At 52.6% G+C, this 15,040-nt stretch carries 17 protein-coding genes; 5 read left to right on the forward strand and 12 right to left on the reverse strand.

Annotated elements, in window-relative coordinates; all coding sequences use genetic code 11:
* Positions 1-39: 39 nt before the first annotated feature.
* A complete protein-coding gene (gene rdgC, locus ACLGE8_RS03230; RefSeq protein ID WP_123649988.1) occupies positions 40-951 on the forward strand; it encodes a recombination-associated protein RdgC in 912 nt (303 codons plus the stop codon).
* 40 nt (positions 952-991) lie between these two features.
* Here the strand turns inward: rdgC and ppnP are convergent, their stop codons facing one another.
* From ppnP to ACLGE8_RS03250, 4 genes are all read right to left on the reverse strand, one after another.
* Positions 992-1,276 (reverse strand): pyrimidine/purine nucleoside phosphorylase, encoded by a 285-nt coding sequence (gene ppnP / locus ACLGE8_RS03235; protein ID WP_333495188.1) that lies wholly within the window; start codon positions 1,274-1,276, stop codon positions 992-994.
* 78 nt (positions 1,277-1,354) lie between these two features.
* Positions 1,355-2,032, reverse strand: a complete 678-nt coding sequence (locus ACLGE8_RS03240) for an AroM family protein (RefSeq protein WP_410996387.1) — start codon at positions 2,030-2,032, stop codon at positions 1,355-1,357.
* 290 nt (positions 2,033-2,322) lie between these two features.
* Positions 2,323-2,847: a shikimate kinase AroL gene (gene aroL, locus ACLGE8_RS03245; RefSeq protein WP_410996389.1), complete on the reverse strand. Its 525-nt coding sequence runs from the start codon at positions 2,845-2,847 to the stop codon at positions 2,323-2,325.
* A gap of 273 nt (positions 2,848-3,120) precedes the next feature.
* Positions 3,121-3,573, reverse strand: coding sequence for a YaiI/YqxD family protein (locus tag ACLGE8_RS03250; protein WP_220440106.1), 453 nt, complete (start codon positions 3,571-3,573; stop codon positions 3,121-3,123).
* 157 nt (positions 3,574-3,730) lie between these two features.
* On the opposite strand from ACLGE8_RS03250, the gene proC reads away from it, so the two are divergent.
* Positions 3,731-4,540: a pyrroline-5-carboxylate reductase gene (proC, locus tag ACLGE8_RS03255; protein ID WP_185667198.1), complete on the forward strand. Its 810-nt coding sequence runs from the start codon at positions 3,731-3,733 to the stop codon at positions 4,538-4,540.
* Positions 4,541-4,608: 68 nt separating this feature from the next.
* On the opposite strand, the gene ACLGE8_RS03260 is transcribed toward proC, so the two are convergent.
* The 4 genes from ACLGE8_RS03260 to ACLGE8_RS03275 form a co-directional block, all read right to left on the reverse strand.
* Positions 4,609-4,944, reverse strand: coding sequence for a PsiF family protein (locus tag ACLGE8_RS03260; RefSeq protein ID WP_410996391.1), 336 nt, complete (start codon positions 4,942-4,944; stop codon positions 4,609-4,611).
* 99 nt (positions 4,945-5,043) lie between these two features.
* Positions 5,044-6,453: an alkaline phosphatase gene (phoA, locus tag ACLGE8_RS03265; RefSeq protein ID WP_410996393.1), complete on the reverse strand. Its 1,410-nt coding sequence runs from the start codon at positions 6,451-6,453 to the stop codon at positions 5,044-5,046.
* A 105-nt stretch (positions 6,454-6,558) separates the two neighbouring features.
* Positions 6,559-6,813 carry a sigma-S stabilization anti-adapter protein IraP gene (locus tag ACLGE8_RS03270; protein ID WP_410996395.1) on the reverse strand — a complete coding sequence of 85 codons (255 nt, stop codon included), beginning with the start codon at positions 6,811-6,813 and terminating at the stop codon, positions 6,559-6,561.
* A 304-nt stretch (positions 6,814-7,117) separates the two neighbouring features.
* The gene (locus ACLGE8_RS03275; RefSeq protein ID WP_410996397.1) at positions 7,118-8,317 is read right to left on the reverse strand and encodes a multidrug efflux MFS transporter; all 1,200 of its coding nucleotides are present in this window, start codon (positions 8,315-8,317) and stop codon (positions 7,118-7,120) included.
* Between the two features lie 275 nt (positions 8,318-8,592).
* Between ACLGE8_RS03275 and ddlA the strand changes: the two genes are divergently transcribed.
* Entirely contained in the window at positions 8,593-9,693 is a 1,101-nt protein-coding gene (gene ddlA / locus ACLGE8_RS03280) for a D-alanine--D-alanine ligase (RefSeq protein ID WP_410996399.1), read from the forward strand.
* Between the two features lie 76 nt (positions 9,694-9,769).
* On the opposite strand, the gene ACLGE8_RS03285 is transcribed toward ddlA, so the two are convergent.
* On the reverse strand, positions 9,770-9,964 hold the full coding sequence (locus ACLGE8_RS03285) for a DUF2754 family protein (protein WP_410996401.1): 195 nt from the start codon (positions 9,962-9,964) through the stop codon (positions 9,770-9,772).
* Between the two features lie 249 nt (positions 9,965-10,213).
* Here ACLGE8_RS03285 and ACLGE8_RS03290 point away from each other — a divergent pair, with 249 nt between their 5' ends.
* Positions 10,214-10,516, forward strand: coding sequence for a DUF2755 family protein (locus ACLGE8_RS03290; protein WP_185667205.1), 303 nt, complete (start codon positions 10,214-10,216; stop codon positions 10,514-10,516).
* Here ACLGE8_RS03290 and ACLGE8_RS03295 read toward each other — a convergent pair.
* Positions 10,513-11,616, reverse strand: a complete 1,104-nt coding sequence (locus tag ACLGE8_RS03295) for a DUF1615 domain-containing protein (protein WP_410996403.1) — start codon at positions 11,614-11,616, stop codon at positions 10,513-10,515. The two genes, ACLGE8_RS03290 and ACLGE8_RS03295, sit on opposite strands and share 4 nt — an antisense overlap.
* A gap of 31 nt (positions 11,617-11,647) precedes the next feature.
* Positions 11,648-12,871, reverse strand: coding sequence for a peptide antibiotic transporter SbmA (gene sbmA / locus ACLGE8_RS03300; protein ID WP_410996405.1), 1,224 nt, complete (start codon positions 12,869-12,871; stop codon positions 11,648-11,650).
* Between the two features lie 331 nt (positions 12,872-13,202).
* On the opposite strand from sbmA, the gene ampH reads away from it, so the two are divergent.
* Positions 13,203-14,360, forward strand: coding sequence for a D-alanyl-D-alanine-carboxypeptidase/endopeptidase AmpH (ampH, locus tag ACLGE8_RS03305; RefSeq protein ID WP_410996407.1), 1,158 nt, complete (start codon positions 13,203-13,205; stop codon positions 14,358-14,360).
* Here ampH and ACLGE8_RS03310 read toward each other — a convergent pair.
* Positions 14,357-14,983 (reverse strand): helix-turn-helix domain-containing protein, encoded by a 627-nt coding sequence (locus tag ACLGE8_RS03310; protein ID WP_410996409.1) that lies wholly within the window; start codon positions 14,981-14,983, stop codon positions 14,357-14,359. The genes ampH and ACLGE8_RS03310 overlap by 4 nt on opposite strands.
* Between the last annotated feature and the right edge of the window lie 57 nt (positions 14,984-15,040).

Raw genomic sequence — 15,040 nt, forward strand, 5'->3', positions numbered from 1 at the left:
ATTGCCCGCTGATTTAACGACAACACCGTGGAAATTATCATGCTGTGGTTCAAAAATTTAATGGTTTATCGTCTCAGCCGCGACATCTCCCTGCGCGCGGAAGAGATGGAAAAACAGCTCGCTGAGATGACCTTCACCCCATGCGGCAGCCAGGATATGGCAAAAACCGGCTGGGTACCGCCGATGGGTTCACACAGCGATGCGCTGACGCACACAGTAAATGGTCAGATCATCATTTGCGCCCGCAAAGAAGAGAAGATCCTGCCCTCTCCGGTGATTAAACAGGCGCTGGAAGCGAAGATCCAAAAGCTCGAAGCCGATCAGGGCCGCAAGCTCAAGAAAACCGAAAAAGATTCGCTGAAGGATGAAGTTCTGCACTCTCTGCTACCGCGCGCGTTCAGCCGCTTCAGCCAGACGATGATGTGGATCGACACCGTTAACGATCTGATTATGGTCGACTGCGCCAGCGCCAAAAAGGCGGAAGATACGCTAGCGCTGCTGCGTAAAAGCCTAGGCTCGCTGCCGGTGGTGCCGCTGACGCTGGAAAACCCGATCGAACTGACCCTGACCGAATGGGTACGTTCTGGCTCCGCCGCGCAAAGCTTCCAGATTCTGGATGAAGCCGAGCTGAAAGCGATCCTCGAAGACGGCGGCGTGATCCGTGCGAAGAAACAGGATCTGGTGTGCGATGAGATCGCCTGCCATATCGAAGCTGGTAAGCTGGTGACCAAGCTAGCGCTTGACTGGCAGCAGCGTATTCAGTTCGTGATGTGCGATGACGGCTCCATCAAACGTCTGAAGTTCTGCGACGAACTGCGCGATCAGAACGAAGATATCGACCGTGACGACTATGCTCAGCGTTTCGATGCAGACTTTATTCTGATGACCGGCGAGCTGGCGGCGATGATTAAAAGCCTGGTAGAAGGGTTAGGCGGCGAAGCCCAGCGCTAAGCGAGATATTCCCTTCCTGCCGCAGCAGGAAGGGAATGCATTACAGATAGCGGCACAGATAAGAGGTTGGCTCTGCAACCTGCAGGTTAAATTCACTGTGGCCCGGCACATTGAACACTTCCCCAGCGGAATAGACTTTCCATTCGATTTCACCCGGTAACAGCACGTTCAGCGCGCCGCTAATCACGGTCATCTCTTCCGGCTGCGCGGTACCAAAGGTGTATTCGCCTTCCGCCATCACGCCCACGCTGGCACGACCCGTGCTGCTGCTGGTAAAGCCAATGGATTTCACTTTTCCGTCAAAGTATTCGTTGCTCTGAAGCATAAACAGGCCCTTATTATCTCGTCGTCAAAAGACCAATATAGGGTTGCGAACAGAAACCTGTCACGCGAAATCATACGCTTAACACAATAATTCTGCCGCCAGTCTGGCCACCAGCACATTCGACAAGAGAACCGGCACATCCAGCGCCTTTTGTAGCAGGTCCCGGTGACGCTGGTGATAGCTCAGTGAGTCGAGCACCAGCACATCGGCGCCTTGATCCAGCAGCGAGTTGCCGGCTGAAATCAGGTGCTGGTCGGTATCACGAAGGGGGTTAGCCAGCGCGTAGTAAGGCAAATTGGACAGCATCTGCCACTTCTCCTGCTGGGCATCGAGAATGGCTTCCACGGGGACCAGAACCCCGACCTGATGTCCCTCAACGATAGAGGCGACCAACGGTGGAATAATACGCTGGGGTTCCAGCAGAATCGCATTGCGCGCCACCATACTGCGTAATTTAAACGTATTCAGTAGCAGAATGACGTCATAGGATTGATTGTCCAGCACCTCAATCACGCCCTGCAGGCTGTGCTCGACTTTCAGACGGGAAACTTCAGCAAACTGGTTATCATTTAACAGAACCAGCAAACGTTCTTCACCGGGTTCTGGTGCATACTCTTCCATGACTTCCACACGACTCATTTTGCCTAACAGGCTAATGTGGGTGATTTGATCTTCCCTGATGTGCTCGGTCAATAGCGGCAAAACTTCACTCACGGGCACTACCCCAATCGTAAGAATCGCCATCGTTGCACTCATGTTATCTACCTTCTGCTTCTCTTATGTTTGCTTTACACATAGCCACCTGGATGGATGAAAAATACCGCTCAAAAGCGTAGCAGTTCATCCGCCGGGCAGAATGTAAAGATTCCAGTTATTTCCAGTACTCTCCTGATAAATTTTGATTTTAACGTTTCTATAACATTAATGATAAGCCAAAAATGTGACTTACGCACAATATAACCACGAAATATAAGTGGTTATATTGGCAATCAGAAGGGGTAGCTGAAGCGGAGTAAGCGTAAAAAAAGGAGGGGAAAAGCGCCCTGCTAGCTGGCCGTTGCCAGATGCAGAGCATCAAGAATCAGCGTGACAACGTGCTCAGGCGTCGCAGAGGCATCAACAACGTAGTGGGCGGTTTCGCGGTACAGCGCATCTCGCTGCGCCAGTACTTCCGCCACTTCTTCGCTAATCGGTTTACCGGTCAGCGTTGGGCGCTGGGATTCTTCTGGAAAGGCTTCCAGACGACGCGCCAAAACCGGCACCGGAGCGTTCAAATAGATAACCACCCCGTTCTGACGCATAAATTCGCGGTTAACTGGCGCAAGAATAATGCCGCCGCCCGTTGCCACCACCGTGCTCGGTTGGGTGACCGACATCAGCGTCTGGGTCTCGCGTGCGCGAAATCCCGCCCAGCCTTCGAGGTCGACAATCTCCGCTACGCTCATACCGGACTGCTGCTGTAACGCCAGGTCAGTATCAACAAAGTGAAAATGGCAGGCATGGGTAAGCGCTTGACCTATCGTCGTTTTTCCGCAGCCTCGGGCTCCGATAAGAAAAATCGGCTGTGTCATGACCTGGAATTCCCCCTGATGACGCGTAAATGCGGGATGTGTGAATGAAGCGGCAATGATACCACCAAACTAGTACACAAGTAAGTGTAAACTTTTTATTACACAATAATGCAATATGAGACCGCTTTAGCCGCTACATACTGCCGTATAGAGCAATTTGAGCGTAAAAAAAACATGCCACAAAGCGTGTCGCTAACAGTACATGAAAGTGTCTTGTTTTGACAAGCCGGATAACGCGGCAAAAGGTAGCACATTTATGTGACAGAAATCACGTCAGCCGCGTTTTACCGCCAGCAGCCATTTGTCGAGTTCAGCGGCAAACTGCTGGCGATCGCGCTGGGAAAGCGCCGCAGGCCCGCCGGTCTGAATACCGCTAGAGCGCATGGTGTCCATAAAGTCACGCAGGGTTAAGCGCTCTTTGATGGTCGCCTCGCTGTAGCGTTCACCGCGAGGATTGAGCGCCGCGCCGCCCTTTTCCAGCACCTCAGCCGCCAGCGGAATATCGGCAGTGATCACCAGATCGCCGGGCTCGCAGAGACGGACAATTTCGTTATCGGCTACGTCGAACCCTTTTGGCACCACCATCGCGCGGATGAAACGCGACGGCGGCACGCGCAGATACTGGTTGGCGACCAGCACCAGCTCAATCTGCGTGCGGTCCGCGGCGCGAAACAGCACCTCTTTAATCACGTTCGGACAAGCGTCCGCATCAACCCAAATGGTCATCGATACTCCAGAGTGAATATTATCGCAAAGCGTGATTATACAGAGAGCTGGGATGCGTACGTAATAATTGCCGCCTGAATGATAAAAGTAGGTTACCCATCGCCGGGAATCGCCTATAACAGTAAACTACGAAAAAAACAGACAGAGGGAGAGAGAAATGGAGAAGAAGATTGGCTTCATTGGCTGCGGCAACATGGGGAAAGCCATTCTTGGTGGCCTGATTGCCAGCGGCCAGGTACTTCCTGGGCAGATTTGGGTCTATACGCCGTCACCGGATAAAGTGGCCGCGCTGCGCGACGAGTTCGGCATTAATGCGGCGCAAAGCCCGCAGGAAGTGGCTCAGGTGGCTGACATCGTGTTTGGCGCCGTGAAGCCGGGCATCATGGTGAAAGTACTGAGCGACATCGCCTCCAGCCTGAACAAAGATTCGCTGGTTGTGTCTATTGCGGCGGGCGTAACGCTGGAACAACTGGCCCGCGCGCTGGGTCATGACCGTAAAATCGTGCGCGCCATGCCGAACACGCCATCGCTGGTGAATGCCGGGATGACCTCCGTCACCCCGAACGCACTGGTGACGCCGGAAGATATCGCCGATGTGCTGAATATCTTCCGCTGCTTCGGCGCGGCTGAAGAGATTGCCGAAGCGATGATCCACCCGGTAGTGGGCGTCAGCGGTTCAGCGCCAGCCTACGTGTTTATGTTTATCGAGGCCATGGCCGATGCGGCCGTGCTCGGTGGTATGCCACGCGCTCAGGCCTATAAGTTTGCCGCGCAGGCAGTTATGGGATCAGCAAAAATGGTGCTGGAAACCGGTAAACATCCGGGTGAGCTGAAGGATATGGTCTGCTCGCCTGGCGGAACCACCATTGAAGCCGTGCGCGTACTGGAAGAGAAAGGCTTCCGCTCTGCTGTCATCGAAGCGATGGCCAAATGCATGGAAAAATCTGAGAAGATGAGTAAGTCATAAGCCGCAGGCCCGGCATCGCGCCGGGCCTGATGTTCTTGCCATAAAAAAAGCGCCCACGGCGCCGTTATTTATTTGTTTTTCAGACAGGTACTCATAAAGGTTTTACGTTCATCGCCTTTCAAGGTTTTGGTTGTCGCCTGCGCGTTACAGTCCTTCATTTTTTGCTGCTGCGGAGTGAGTTTTTTGCCATCAGCGGCCATCCCCTCCCCTTTCAAACAGCTGCTCATAAAGGTTTTACGCTCATCACCTTTCAGGGTTTTCGATGTCGCCTCGTGATTACACGTACTCATGCGCTGCTGCTGCGGCGTCATGGTTTTCTCCGGCGCGGCTGCGGTCGTTGCCGCAGACACGGCACCCGCCGTAAACAGACCACACAGTAGGGTAACCAGTAATGTTGTTTTCATTGCACCATCCTTTTGTGAGTAGAACACTGTAAGTCTGGTCGCTGGAATGAATATTACCAACCCGACGACAAAATATTGCCGTCGGGCGGGTGCCAGGGCTTAAAGCCCCAGCGCCGCTTTCATGGTGTAGTAGAGATCGGTCTGGTCGGTCAGGCCAACCACGTTCGCCGCATGCGGACCATAGGCCGCGATACGCAGTTGGGTACCAGTATGCTCCATCGACTCCTCTTCTGAGTTGCCGTAGCTCATCACCATCACCGAACCATCTTTGGTGTTCAGTGCCTGAGTCAGGCCAGGCGCTTTCGTTTCTGGTGGGATAATCTGGCTGGCGTGAGCGTGATCGGCGGTGACGATCACCAGCGTATTGCCATCTTTCCTGGCAAATTCCAGCGCTTTCTGTACCGCTTCATCAAGATCGACCGTTTCGCCAATCTGGCCGCACGGGTTTGCCGCGTGGTCCTGTTTATCAATAGAAGCACCTTCTACCTGCAGGAAGAACCCTTTTTCACTGGTGCTCAGCAGGGAGATAGCTTTATCGGTCATCTGGGCGAGAGTCGGTACGCTGGCATCGCGTTTCGGGTTAGGCGCACAAGTCACGGCAGGTTTATCCAGATTGCCGTGGAAGGAGGCTTTTGGCCCTTCCCAACGCACCGGCATATTGCCGTCAGAGAACAGACCCAGCAGCGGTTTATCCTGATTTGCCTGAGTAATGGCATCCAGAGTCGTCACATTGTCGACAAGTTGATAGCCCCTTGCCTGCGCCTGTTCACGCAGCGTTTTCCCCTGCCATTCCCCCGCGGTCGCGGTTTCCGCAAAGGTCTTCGCGCCGCCACCAAGCGTCACGTCGGCACGGGTATTGAGCAACTGCTCAGTGATGGAGCCCTTGCCGCCTTTCTCCAGCGCGTTGGTTGGGCATTTTTCACTGGTCACGCTCGGGCCGTAGCATTTACGCGAAGTCACATGCGATACCAGCGCCGCTGGGGTAGCGTCCTGCAGTTCGGCGGTAGAGACGTTGCCCGTCGCCAGACCAGCGGCTTTAGCCAGCTCTAAAATAGTTTGGTGATCTTTTTCGTGAATGTCCACGCCGAGCGCACCGTTATAGGTTTTCACCCCGGTACTCCAGGCCGTTGCAGACGCCGCAGAATCGGTTACATAGTCCGGCTTGCCGGTTTTCTTATTCAGCGCGTAGTGCGTGTACTGCCCGGTTAACGGCAACGCATCGATACCTTTGAAATAACCGCCCGCCCCTTCGGCATAGTTACGCGCAGCGGTAATTTCAGAATCACCCATCCCATCGCCAATCAGCAGAATAACGTTTTTGGCCTGTTTATTATTCAAAGAGGCGCGAATGGCTTCGGTTTGATCGGCAGATAAACGGCGGGCACCGCCAGGCTGGGTAATATCCCCTTGCGCTGCACGGTTATCAAGGACGGCAGTTGATGTGTCCGCGTGTGCGGCGGATAAACCCAGCAGAGGTAATAATGCGGCAAAAATAGCACTGTATTTCACGTTAGTTTCTCCATGTACAAATACTTTAAAAATGAAACATAGAGACTGTAAGAAAAGTGCGTGACATTTTAATGACACCCCAAATGATGTCATTACCTACTAATTTTAAGGATGCAGAAATAACCGTTTAACGTGGTTATATAAGAGTTCGCTATTATGGTCGCTGGCGTGTTCTGCAGGAGCGAGTTTATTCAACGTCTCGGCTATTTCATCCTCCAGTGCCGGGCCAGAACCCTGCTGTACATGCTGTAAAAGCGTGGTCACCACCACTTCAAGCGCATCGACCTGAATACGTAACGCGTTTGCTTCATCTTCCTTTTCGGCTAGTTTGACCAGCAGTTCTGCAATGAAATTTTTCATCGCGCGTTTTCCTTGTATGACGGCGTGGGCAGGACTCAAGCCCTGAAAAAATAAATAGGCCACAAAACCTTACGGCGCTATTCCCCCTTCAGCAACACCGAATAGAATTACAATATATTACGTATTCTGCAATAGTTCTCAGCAAAAATATAATCCTCATCAATATCATGGAATTACTTACTGATATCGCCAGCGAAACGTTTTTCTCATTAAATAATGCACGGCGCAAAGAGTAATATGAAGAGTTTAGTGTGGAAATCAGGGAATAAACACCGCAGCGTTTATTCCCCTCTCAATGTCGGTATTACTGACGTACCGGTTGAGCCCGACGCAGCATTACCGCTAATTGCCAGAGGTTAATCAGGACAATCACCGCGGTGACAATAAATACCCAGCGGAAACCGGCCATCGCCGAAATGGATGCACCTATTAACGGACCGGCCACGTTACCCAGATACATAAAGGATTGGTTATAACCAAAAATACGCCCGGTGACGCGCTCGCTAATATACTTCAGCAGCAGCGTTTGTACCGCAGGTAGCATCGCGCCATCGGCAAAGCCAAGAATAAAGCGCAGCACGCCCAGCTGGAACGGCGTGGTGACAAACGACATGGCAAAGAACAGCACCACTGCAAACGTCAGCGTTCCCAACAGTATGCGGCCCGTGCCGATACGATCGCCAAGCTTACCCAACCTTGGTGCCGAAATGAGCGCCGATACGCCGGGGACAGCGGCAATCATGCCGCTCAAGAAGGCGATATTACTGCTGTCCGGCGACATCGATTTAATAAACAGCGCCAGAATAGGGCTGATAGACCCGTTACATAGCTGGATAACCATGGTCGTGATGAACAGGCTAATCACCAGCCCCGGATAAGGCAACGTTGCAAATACCGCTTTTCCGCTGAGCTTTTCCCCTTTATTAAACTGTGGTCGCGGGCCTTCTTTAATCAAGAAAAACGTCACCAGGAAGCTCACCAACAGCAGGAACGCAGTAATGTAAAAGACCATTCTCAGGCCAACGTGGTCGGCCAGGAAGCCGCCAAGCAGCGGCCCGCCGATAACGCCAGTGATTTGCGCCGTGGACAGCGTGCTTAGCGCCCACCCGCTGCGCTCACGCGGTACCTGAGAGGCCACCAGCGCCATCGCGTTAGGAATATAGCCAGAGGTTAAGCCCATTACCGCACGCAGGAAAAAGAGCTGCCAAACGTTGGTTGCAAAAGCCTGCAGCAGGATAGCTATCGCCATCCCCAACGAAGCACGCAGCAGCATAAGCTTACGGCCTTTACGGTCGGCCAGGCTGCCCCACATAGGCGAAACGATAGCAGAAACCAGGAAGGTGACGCTGAAGGTTAACCCGGACCACATGGAGAGAGATTCATGGGAGGTGACGCCCAGCTGCGCGACGTAAAGCGGTAAAAACGGTAAGATCTGGCTGATAGCCAACCCGGTGAAAAAACAACCGAGCCAAACAGAAATAAGGTTAACCTTCCAGGATTCCATAACTACACGTATTCGTTTTTTTTGCGGGGACAAGTGAACAGGTTAGCAAGTTGCGCTTTGCGCCGTATTGTCAGAGATGCTTAATCCATTATTTCAGAACAATATCAGCCACTCAGCGCTTTTGTGTGATAAATATCACGCTTCAGGCGCTATTATGCAGTCACTTATTCTTAAGCCTTGCCTGCGATTTACGCACTTTGGTATGGAAAAGGCAGATGCCTCCCCACACCCGTGGTATGTTATGTGCTTTGCGTTTGGAATGGATGGAATTTGAGATGGCAAAGTTGCGGGTTGGGATTGTTTTTGGCGGCAAATCAGCGGAGCACGAAGTCTCCCTACAGTCTGCTAAAAATATCGTAGAAGCGATTGATAAGACGCGTTTTGAGGTCGTTCTGCTGGGGATCGATAAACAGGGTCAGTGGCACATCAGCGATGCGCAAAACTACCTGTTAAACGCCCACGATCCAGCCCATATCGCGCTACGCCCTTCCGATATCACGCTGGCCCATATCCCTGGCAAAGAGCATCAGCAGATGATCAATGCTGCAAGCGGCCAACCGCTGGATGCCATCGATGTGATTTTCCCGATTGTTCACGGCACCCTGGGTGAAGACGGCTCCCTGCAGGGCATGCTGCGCATGGCAAACCTGCCGTTCGTTGGCTCTGACGTTCTGGGTTCCGCCGCCTGTATGGATAAAGATGTCACCAAACGTCTGCTGCGCGACGCTGGCCTTTCTATCGCTCCGTTTGTGACGTTAACCAGTCGCACTCGTGACAGCTTCTCGTTCGATGAGATTAAAGCGAAGCTCGGTCTGCCGCTGTTCGTTAAACCGGCAAACCAGGGGTCGTCCGTCGGCGTCAGCAAAGTGAACAGCGCCGAGCAGTATCAGCAGGCCGTGGCGCTGGCCTTTGAATTTGACCACAAAGTGGTGGTTGAACAGGGCATTAAAGGGCGTGAAATTGAGTGTGCGGTGCTCGGCAATGATGACCCGCAGGCCAGCACCTGTGGCGAAATCGTCCTGAACAGCGAGTTCTACGCCTACGACACCAAGTATATTGACGATAACGGCGCGAAAGTGGTGGTACCGGCGGCGATTTCCGCCGAAGTGAACGACAAAATTCGTCACGTTGCGATTGAAGCCTACCAAACCTTAGGCTGCAGCGGGATGGCGCGTGTTGACGTGTTCCTGACCGAAAATAACGACGTGGTGATTAACGAAATCAACACGCTACCGGGCTTCACCAATATCAGCATGTATCCAAAATTGTGGCAGGCCAGCGGTCTGGATTACACCTCGCTGATTACGCGTTTGATTGAACTCGCGCTGGAGCGTCATCAGGCCGATAAGGCGCTGAAAACGTCGATGAACGGGTAAGGATTTTCCCCGACGTCGCTGCGCCGGCCGGGCTAACGGTCGTGCGGCGACGTCAAAAATGCATTTGTAGAATGAATTACTCTTCCCGACGGCGAATGATAAAACTGGCCAGCCAGAAGCTAATCACCCAGGTCACCATCCCCACGGCATAGGTTTGCCAGCCCTTAGCCTCGAACCCAAGTAGCCCAACAATCCCGTTCAGAATAAAGATAAGACCAATGGCGAAGGCATAGTAATGCCAGTCGCGGCGAATTTTTGCAGGCAGGTTCATAGCGGCTCCAGCATAAAAAATCGATGATGCCATAAACCCGCGCCAGCGTCTGTGGTGTAAACAACAATTCGCAGATGTTAAATCAATTAACGTCAAGCCGGAAACGGATAATCAATAAACCAGAGTGATAAACCAGGACTATTCCTGCTCAAAATTTACCATAAATCCGATATTGACAATCCCTTTCTGCTGCCACACTCACCCCAGCATCACGAAACGATCGGCATTTACGTTATCCTGGAGGTCTCAATGACAGATTTCACCTTGTCAAAACTCATGTTCAGTGGGAAAAAGAGGGACTCCTCCGCCTCAGGCAATCTGGCCTACGCGCTTTTCGTTCTGCTCTGCTTTTCGGTCGGCGCGCAGCTATTAACTCTGGTGGTTCACGCACCCGGTGTCTATGAGCATCTGATGCAAATGCAGGACAGTGGTCGCCCGCGCGTTGAAATTGGCCTTGGCGTGAGTACGCTATTTGGCGTGGTGCCGTTCCTGGCAGGCTGCGCTATTCTGGGCGTTGTCTCCCTCGTGCGCCGCCTGCGTCATCACGATTAATTGATAGCCATACATTTGGCCCGACGCTCATCCACCCGTTTTGCAAACCACGCTGTGGTTAACTTACGGGTGATCTTCGGGCTCTCAAGCTGAATGCCTGGCAGCATTTCTCTCGCCAGCGGTTTACCTGCCTTCTGTTCCGCAATTTTATAAACGCCTTTGTAGAGCGCCGTGGTCTCAAACGCCTGGCTATCGCCTTTTTGTAGCTGACGGTGGATGTCACCGTTGCTCAGCGATAGCTGATTAGCCAGCTTTCTGACCGCCATTTCCGTGCTGCCCGGTTCATCGCTTCCGTAAAGAATCACGTCACCGTCGAGGGCCAGCTTAGCCCCGGTCGCCTTGCTGACCGCATACTGGAACGCCGCATTGCGACTGGCGTACCAGCCTGCGTTAAAATCAGCAAAGCGATAAATCGACGCCGTGTAGTTGGCCGGGTAGTTCAGCAGATGATAAGTGCCAAACCACAGGCCACCGCGCAGGGTAAAGACCTCCTGACGCACGGTGCCGTCCATCTTCCACGGATAGCCGTTCTGGTGCTGCTCGGCAAAGGCAATGCTGACCTGCATCGGCCCTCCGGTGTGTACCGGGTTGAGCGAGCCAAACAGCTTCTGCCCCATTGGCACCATCCCGATAAAGTCATCAAAAATAGCGCTGAGCTGTTTTTCTGTTTTGACCGTATCCAGCCGTTCGCTGTAGCTCTTACCGGTAGGAGAGTTAATCTTCAGCGCCGTGTGCACCAGGAAGACTGGGATATGCATCTTCTCGGCACGACGATCGATCTCCTGCCAGGCAATTTTGCTTAGTCCCGGCACCGCCGGGTCTGCCTGGTAGTTAGACTCCTGCTGAGCCACCGCCAGCACCGAACAGATATTCTCTTCGGTTGGCGCAAGCTTCTGGCTTTCGAACGTTTTCGCCAGCGCCTGCGCCCAGGCATCACGGTCCTTCACGCTGGCCGGCATTTTTTGCCGCACGACGCTTGCCACATCTACCGGTTTTTCTCCCGCCTTCATCGTAGGTGCCTGCTGGCTGGTACAGGCGCTGAGCAGTACCGCCAGTAAAGGCACAGGGAGCGCAAGGTAGCGCGATGCGGCAATCGCCATGAGATATCCTTATAAAATGAAAGCGTTGTTATTAAACCTGCGGTTGAGCGATTTCATCTGGTCGTTCTTTGTCATCCAGTTCTCGTTCAAAGCTGCGCAGACGTTTGTAGATGGACATCAGTTCCACCAGCGTCGTCCAGGAGTTAATGAGGTACTGGAAAGAGCTGCGAACCTGGTCAAAAACGTTACTGATCTGGGTCATTAAGCCCAGCGTAATCGTACCGGCAACAATCGATGGGAACAGCAGGAACAAACCGAAAACGGCATCCGCCTGAATATAAATAATACGGGCGATATTAAAATAGGTGTAATGGAAATAGAGCTTGAAGTAGTTACGACGCACGGCGCTAAAGAGCTCTTTTACCGTTGGCGGCGTGGCGCGTTCAGCATCGTCTTCCCCATATACCAATTCTTTACGGTAGGCCGCTTCCACACGCTGGTTCTTAAAGTTCAGACCAGGGAGTTTGATCCCCACTACGGCTAATAAACCGGTTCCCAACAATGACCACACGATAGCGGCAATCACCAGACCATATGGTACATAGCCCACAATCGGCAACTCACGGACATGCGGGGAGAGCGCGACCAGAACCGGTAAAAACGCAATCAGCTTCATCACGGCGTTAAGCAAGCTAACGCCCATATCTTCGAGAGTAGAGGCAAAGCGCATGGTATCTTCCTGCACACGCTGAGCGGCACCTTCAATATGGCGCAGATGCTGCCAGTGGACCATGTAGTATTCGTTCATCGCCGTACGCCAGCGGAAGACATAGTGGCTGATAAAGAAATTACTCATGACGCCCACAATCACGGCAATAAGCGCAATCCCCAGGAAGATACCTACTTCATGGTAAAACTGCGATATCGTCGTTTTATGCGGTGCCGAGAGGGCTGATTGGATCAGATCGTAAAACGGTGCGTACCAGGCGTTAATCGCCACGCTAACTTCGACCTGGAACCAAGTGACGAAAATGATCAACGCGGTTCCCAATATTGACCACAGCTGCCAGCGGTGTGGGCTACAAATAAACCAGTAAGCCGCGAATAGCCCAACGCACGCCACATAGTAGGCGTAAAAGACCATAAAATTCGGCGACCAGAAGCGCGACGCGCTGATTGGTACATCACGACTTGCCCCGGTCACGTGCAGCAACCAGCTGCCGCCACCCACCTGCCAGAAAATGACCGTTATTAATGCCCAAATAAATGCCGAGAGAAAAAATGGACCCGGCTTAGGGAAAAAAGACTTAAACATAGTGCTCTCCTGCTAACTTCTTATGATTCTGCTTTGTGCTGTGACAACAGAATACCGCTACGGATCATTTTTACCGTAAAGAGGTATTAGGCGATGTAACTGTGCAATCAGACCGGAAAATGGCGATAGAGTTCGCCAGACGGCATCGTATGTATCATACGCGCCGGATCACAAAAGTGCGTATCCACCTCAATGAATAATCACTGCATTTACGCTCGGTTACGTTTTTCCCGCTATCATACCGTTTAATGGCGCTGCGCCAGATGCCGATTCATTGTATTTTTAGTATAAATACGCATTACTTCCCCATTTCTATTTATGGATGCCTCCGTTGAAACGTAGTCTGCTTTTTTCTGCCGCGCTCTGTGTGGCGTCATTGACCTCGGTGCAGGCCGCACAGCCTCTTACCACCCCCGCATTTGCGTCCGATATTGTTGACCGCTACGCCAATCATATTTATTACGGCAGCGGTGCGACCGGCATGGCACTGGTGGTTATCGATGGCAATCAGCGGGTGTTCAGAAGCTTTGGCGAGACGCGCCCAGGCAACAACGTGCATCCCCAGCTCGATTCCGTTATCCGTATTGCCTCACTGAGTAAGCTAATGACCAGCGAGATGCTGGTAAAACTGCTCGACCAGGGCGTGGTGAAGCTTAACGATCCGCTCAGCAAATATGCCCCGCCGGGTGCACGCGTTCCAACCTATAACGGCACGCCGATAACGCTGGTCAATCTGGCAACTCATACCAGCAGCCTGCCACGCGAAATGCCAGGCGGTGCGGCTAATCGCCCGGTCTTCGTCTGGCCAACGCAGTCTCAGCGCTGGAGCTATCTCTCCACGGCAAAACTGCACGCTGCGCCAGGCTCACAGGCGAGCTATTCGAACCTGGCGTTTGACCTGCTGGCCGACGCGCTAGGCAACGCCACGCATAAACCTTATCCACAGTTGTTTGAAGAGCAAATTGCCCGTCCGCTGGGCATGAAGGACACCACCTTTACCCCCTCACCGGATCAATGCGGTCGTCTGATGGTGGCGGAAAAAGGGGCAAGTCCGTGCAATAACACGCTCGCGGCAATGGGCAGCGGCGGTGTTTATTCCACGCCGGGCGATATGATGCGCTGGATGCAGCAGTATCTTTCATCTGATTTCTATCATCGCAGCAGTCAGGCAGATCGCATGCAAACCTTGGTTTACAAGCGTAATCAACTCACTCGCGTGGTGGGGATGGACGTTCCGGGTCATGCTGATGCGTTAGGGTTAGGTTGGGTCTATATGGCGCCGAAAAATGGCCGACCGGGTATTATCCAGAAAACCGGCGGTGGCGGCGGTTTTATCACCTATATGGCGATGATTCCTCAGGCTAACGTAGGCGCATTTGTGGTGGTCACGCGTTCTCCGCTTACCCGTTTTGTGAATATGAGCGACGGTATCAACGAGCTGGTGACCGAACTGAGCGGCAACAAAGCTGCCGTCATTCCGGCATCTTAGTAGTGAGTAGGCAAGCGCGTGATGCTAACGAGTTTGCCTTTATCCATTTCGATATACTCCCCTTTGCGTAACGCGGAGAGCACTTCGGCTATGACTGAACGTGAGATTCGCGTGCGCTGCTGAATATAGTTCAGCACCCCCATTCGCGAACGGATATCTTCATCCCAGTCGATCATCGTCAGCAGCGTCGAGCGGATCTGCTGGTAATGGTTGGTGCCAATGAGTTGTCTGTCACGCATTTCTAGCATCCGGGTTTGCCATGTCATCCAGTAAAATGCTTCTCGCCATAGCTGATAGCGTTCCAGACACTTGAGCGTTTCCCCTGACGGAAGATAGTAACCACGGCAGTCGCTCTCTGCGACCATCGTGTAGCTATTACGGATAGTATTCGCTGCAGCACCCAGCCCAAAAATCGATGGGCTTTGCAGAATGCCACAAAGAACATGGCCTTCGTTTCGATGCAACGACACCACACCCTGCTGAATGACAACAGTGACATCGTTCAGAGTACAATTGGCTGGGAGTAGCATTTCCCCTGGAGAGACCTGAAAATGCGTTGCCGTGTGTGAGAGTTTTTTATCAAGAGCCATAAATTCACGGAGCGGCTTGCTTGAATGAGGCATGTTATGCAATCCCTGCAAAAAAGCCCGTCATCATGACGGGCGTTGAATAAAGCGTAA

This window comes from Kluyvera sp. 142486, from assembly GCF_046569695.1.
GTDB lineage: Bacteria > Pseudomonadota > Gammaproteobacteria > Enterobacterales > Enterobacteriaceae > Kluyvera.

What these genes read in the sequence shown, in the direction of transcription:
- rdgC (WP_123649988.1), top strand. Translation starts at nt 40, where the DNA reads ATGCTGTGGTTCAAAAATTTAATGGTTTATCGTCTCAGCCGCGACATC.
- ppnP (WP_333495188.1), bottom strand. Translation starts at nt 1,276, where the DNA reads ATGCTTCAGAGCAACGAATACTTTGACGGAAAAGTGAAATCCATTGGC.
- ACLGE8_RS03240 (WP_410996387.1), bottom strand. Translation starts at nt 2,032, where the DNA reads ATGAGTGCAACGATGGCGATTCTTACGATTGGGGTAGTGCCCGTGAGT.
- aroL (WP_410996389.1), bottom strand. Translation starts at nt 2,847, where the DNA reads ATGACACAGCCGATTTTTCTTATCGGAGCCCGAGGCTGCGGAAAAACG.
- ACLGE8_RS03250 (WP_220440106.1), bottom strand. Translation starts at nt 3,573, where the DNA reads ATGACCATTTGGGTTGATGCGGACGCTTGTCCGAACGTGATTAAAGAG.
- proC (WP_185667198.1), top strand. Translation starts at nt 3,731, where the DNA reads ATGGAGAAGAAGATTGGCTTCATTGGCTGCGGCAACATGGGGAAAGCC.
- ACLGE8_RS03260 (WP_410996391.1), bottom strand. Translation starts at nt 4,944, where the DNA reads ATGAAAACAACATTACTGGTTACCCTACTGTGTGGTCTGTTTACGGCG.
- ACLGE8_RS03270 (WP_410996395.1), bottom strand. Translation starts at nt 6,813, where the DNA reads ATGAAAAATTTCATTGCAGAACTGCTGGTCAAACTAGCCGAAAAGGAA.
- ACLGE8_RS03275 (WP_410996397.1), bottom strand. Translation starts at nt 8,317, where the DNA reads ATGGAATCCTGGAAGGTTAACCTTATTTCTGTTTGGCTCGGTTGTTTT.
- ddlA (WP_410996399.1), top strand. Translation starts at nt 8,593, where the DNA reads ATGGCAAAGTTGCGGGTTGGGATTGTTTTTGGCGGCAAATCAGCGGAG.
- ACLGE8_RS03285 (WP_410996401.1), bottom strand. Translation starts at nt 9,964, where the DNA reads ATGAACCTGCCTGCAAAAATTCGCCGCGACTGGCATTACTATGCCTTC.
- ACLGE8_RS03290 (WP_185667205.1), top strand. Translation starts at nt 10,214, where the DNA reads ATGACAGATTTCACCTTGTCAAAACTCATGTTCAGTGGGAAAAAGAGG.
- ACLGE8_RS03295 (WP_410996403.1), bottom strand. Translation starts at nt 11,616, where the DNA reads ATGGCGATTGCCGCATCGCGCTACCTTGCGCTCCCTGTGCCTTTACTG.
- sbmA (WP_410996405.1), bottom strand. Translation starts at nt 12,871, where the DNA reads ATGTTTAAGTCTTTTTTCCCTAAGCCGGGTCCATTTTTTCTCTCGGCA.
- ACLGE8_RS03310 (WP_410996409.1), bottom strand. Translation starts at nt 14,983, where the DNA reads ATGCCTCATTCAAGCAAGCCGCTCCGTGAATTTATGGCTCTTGATAAA.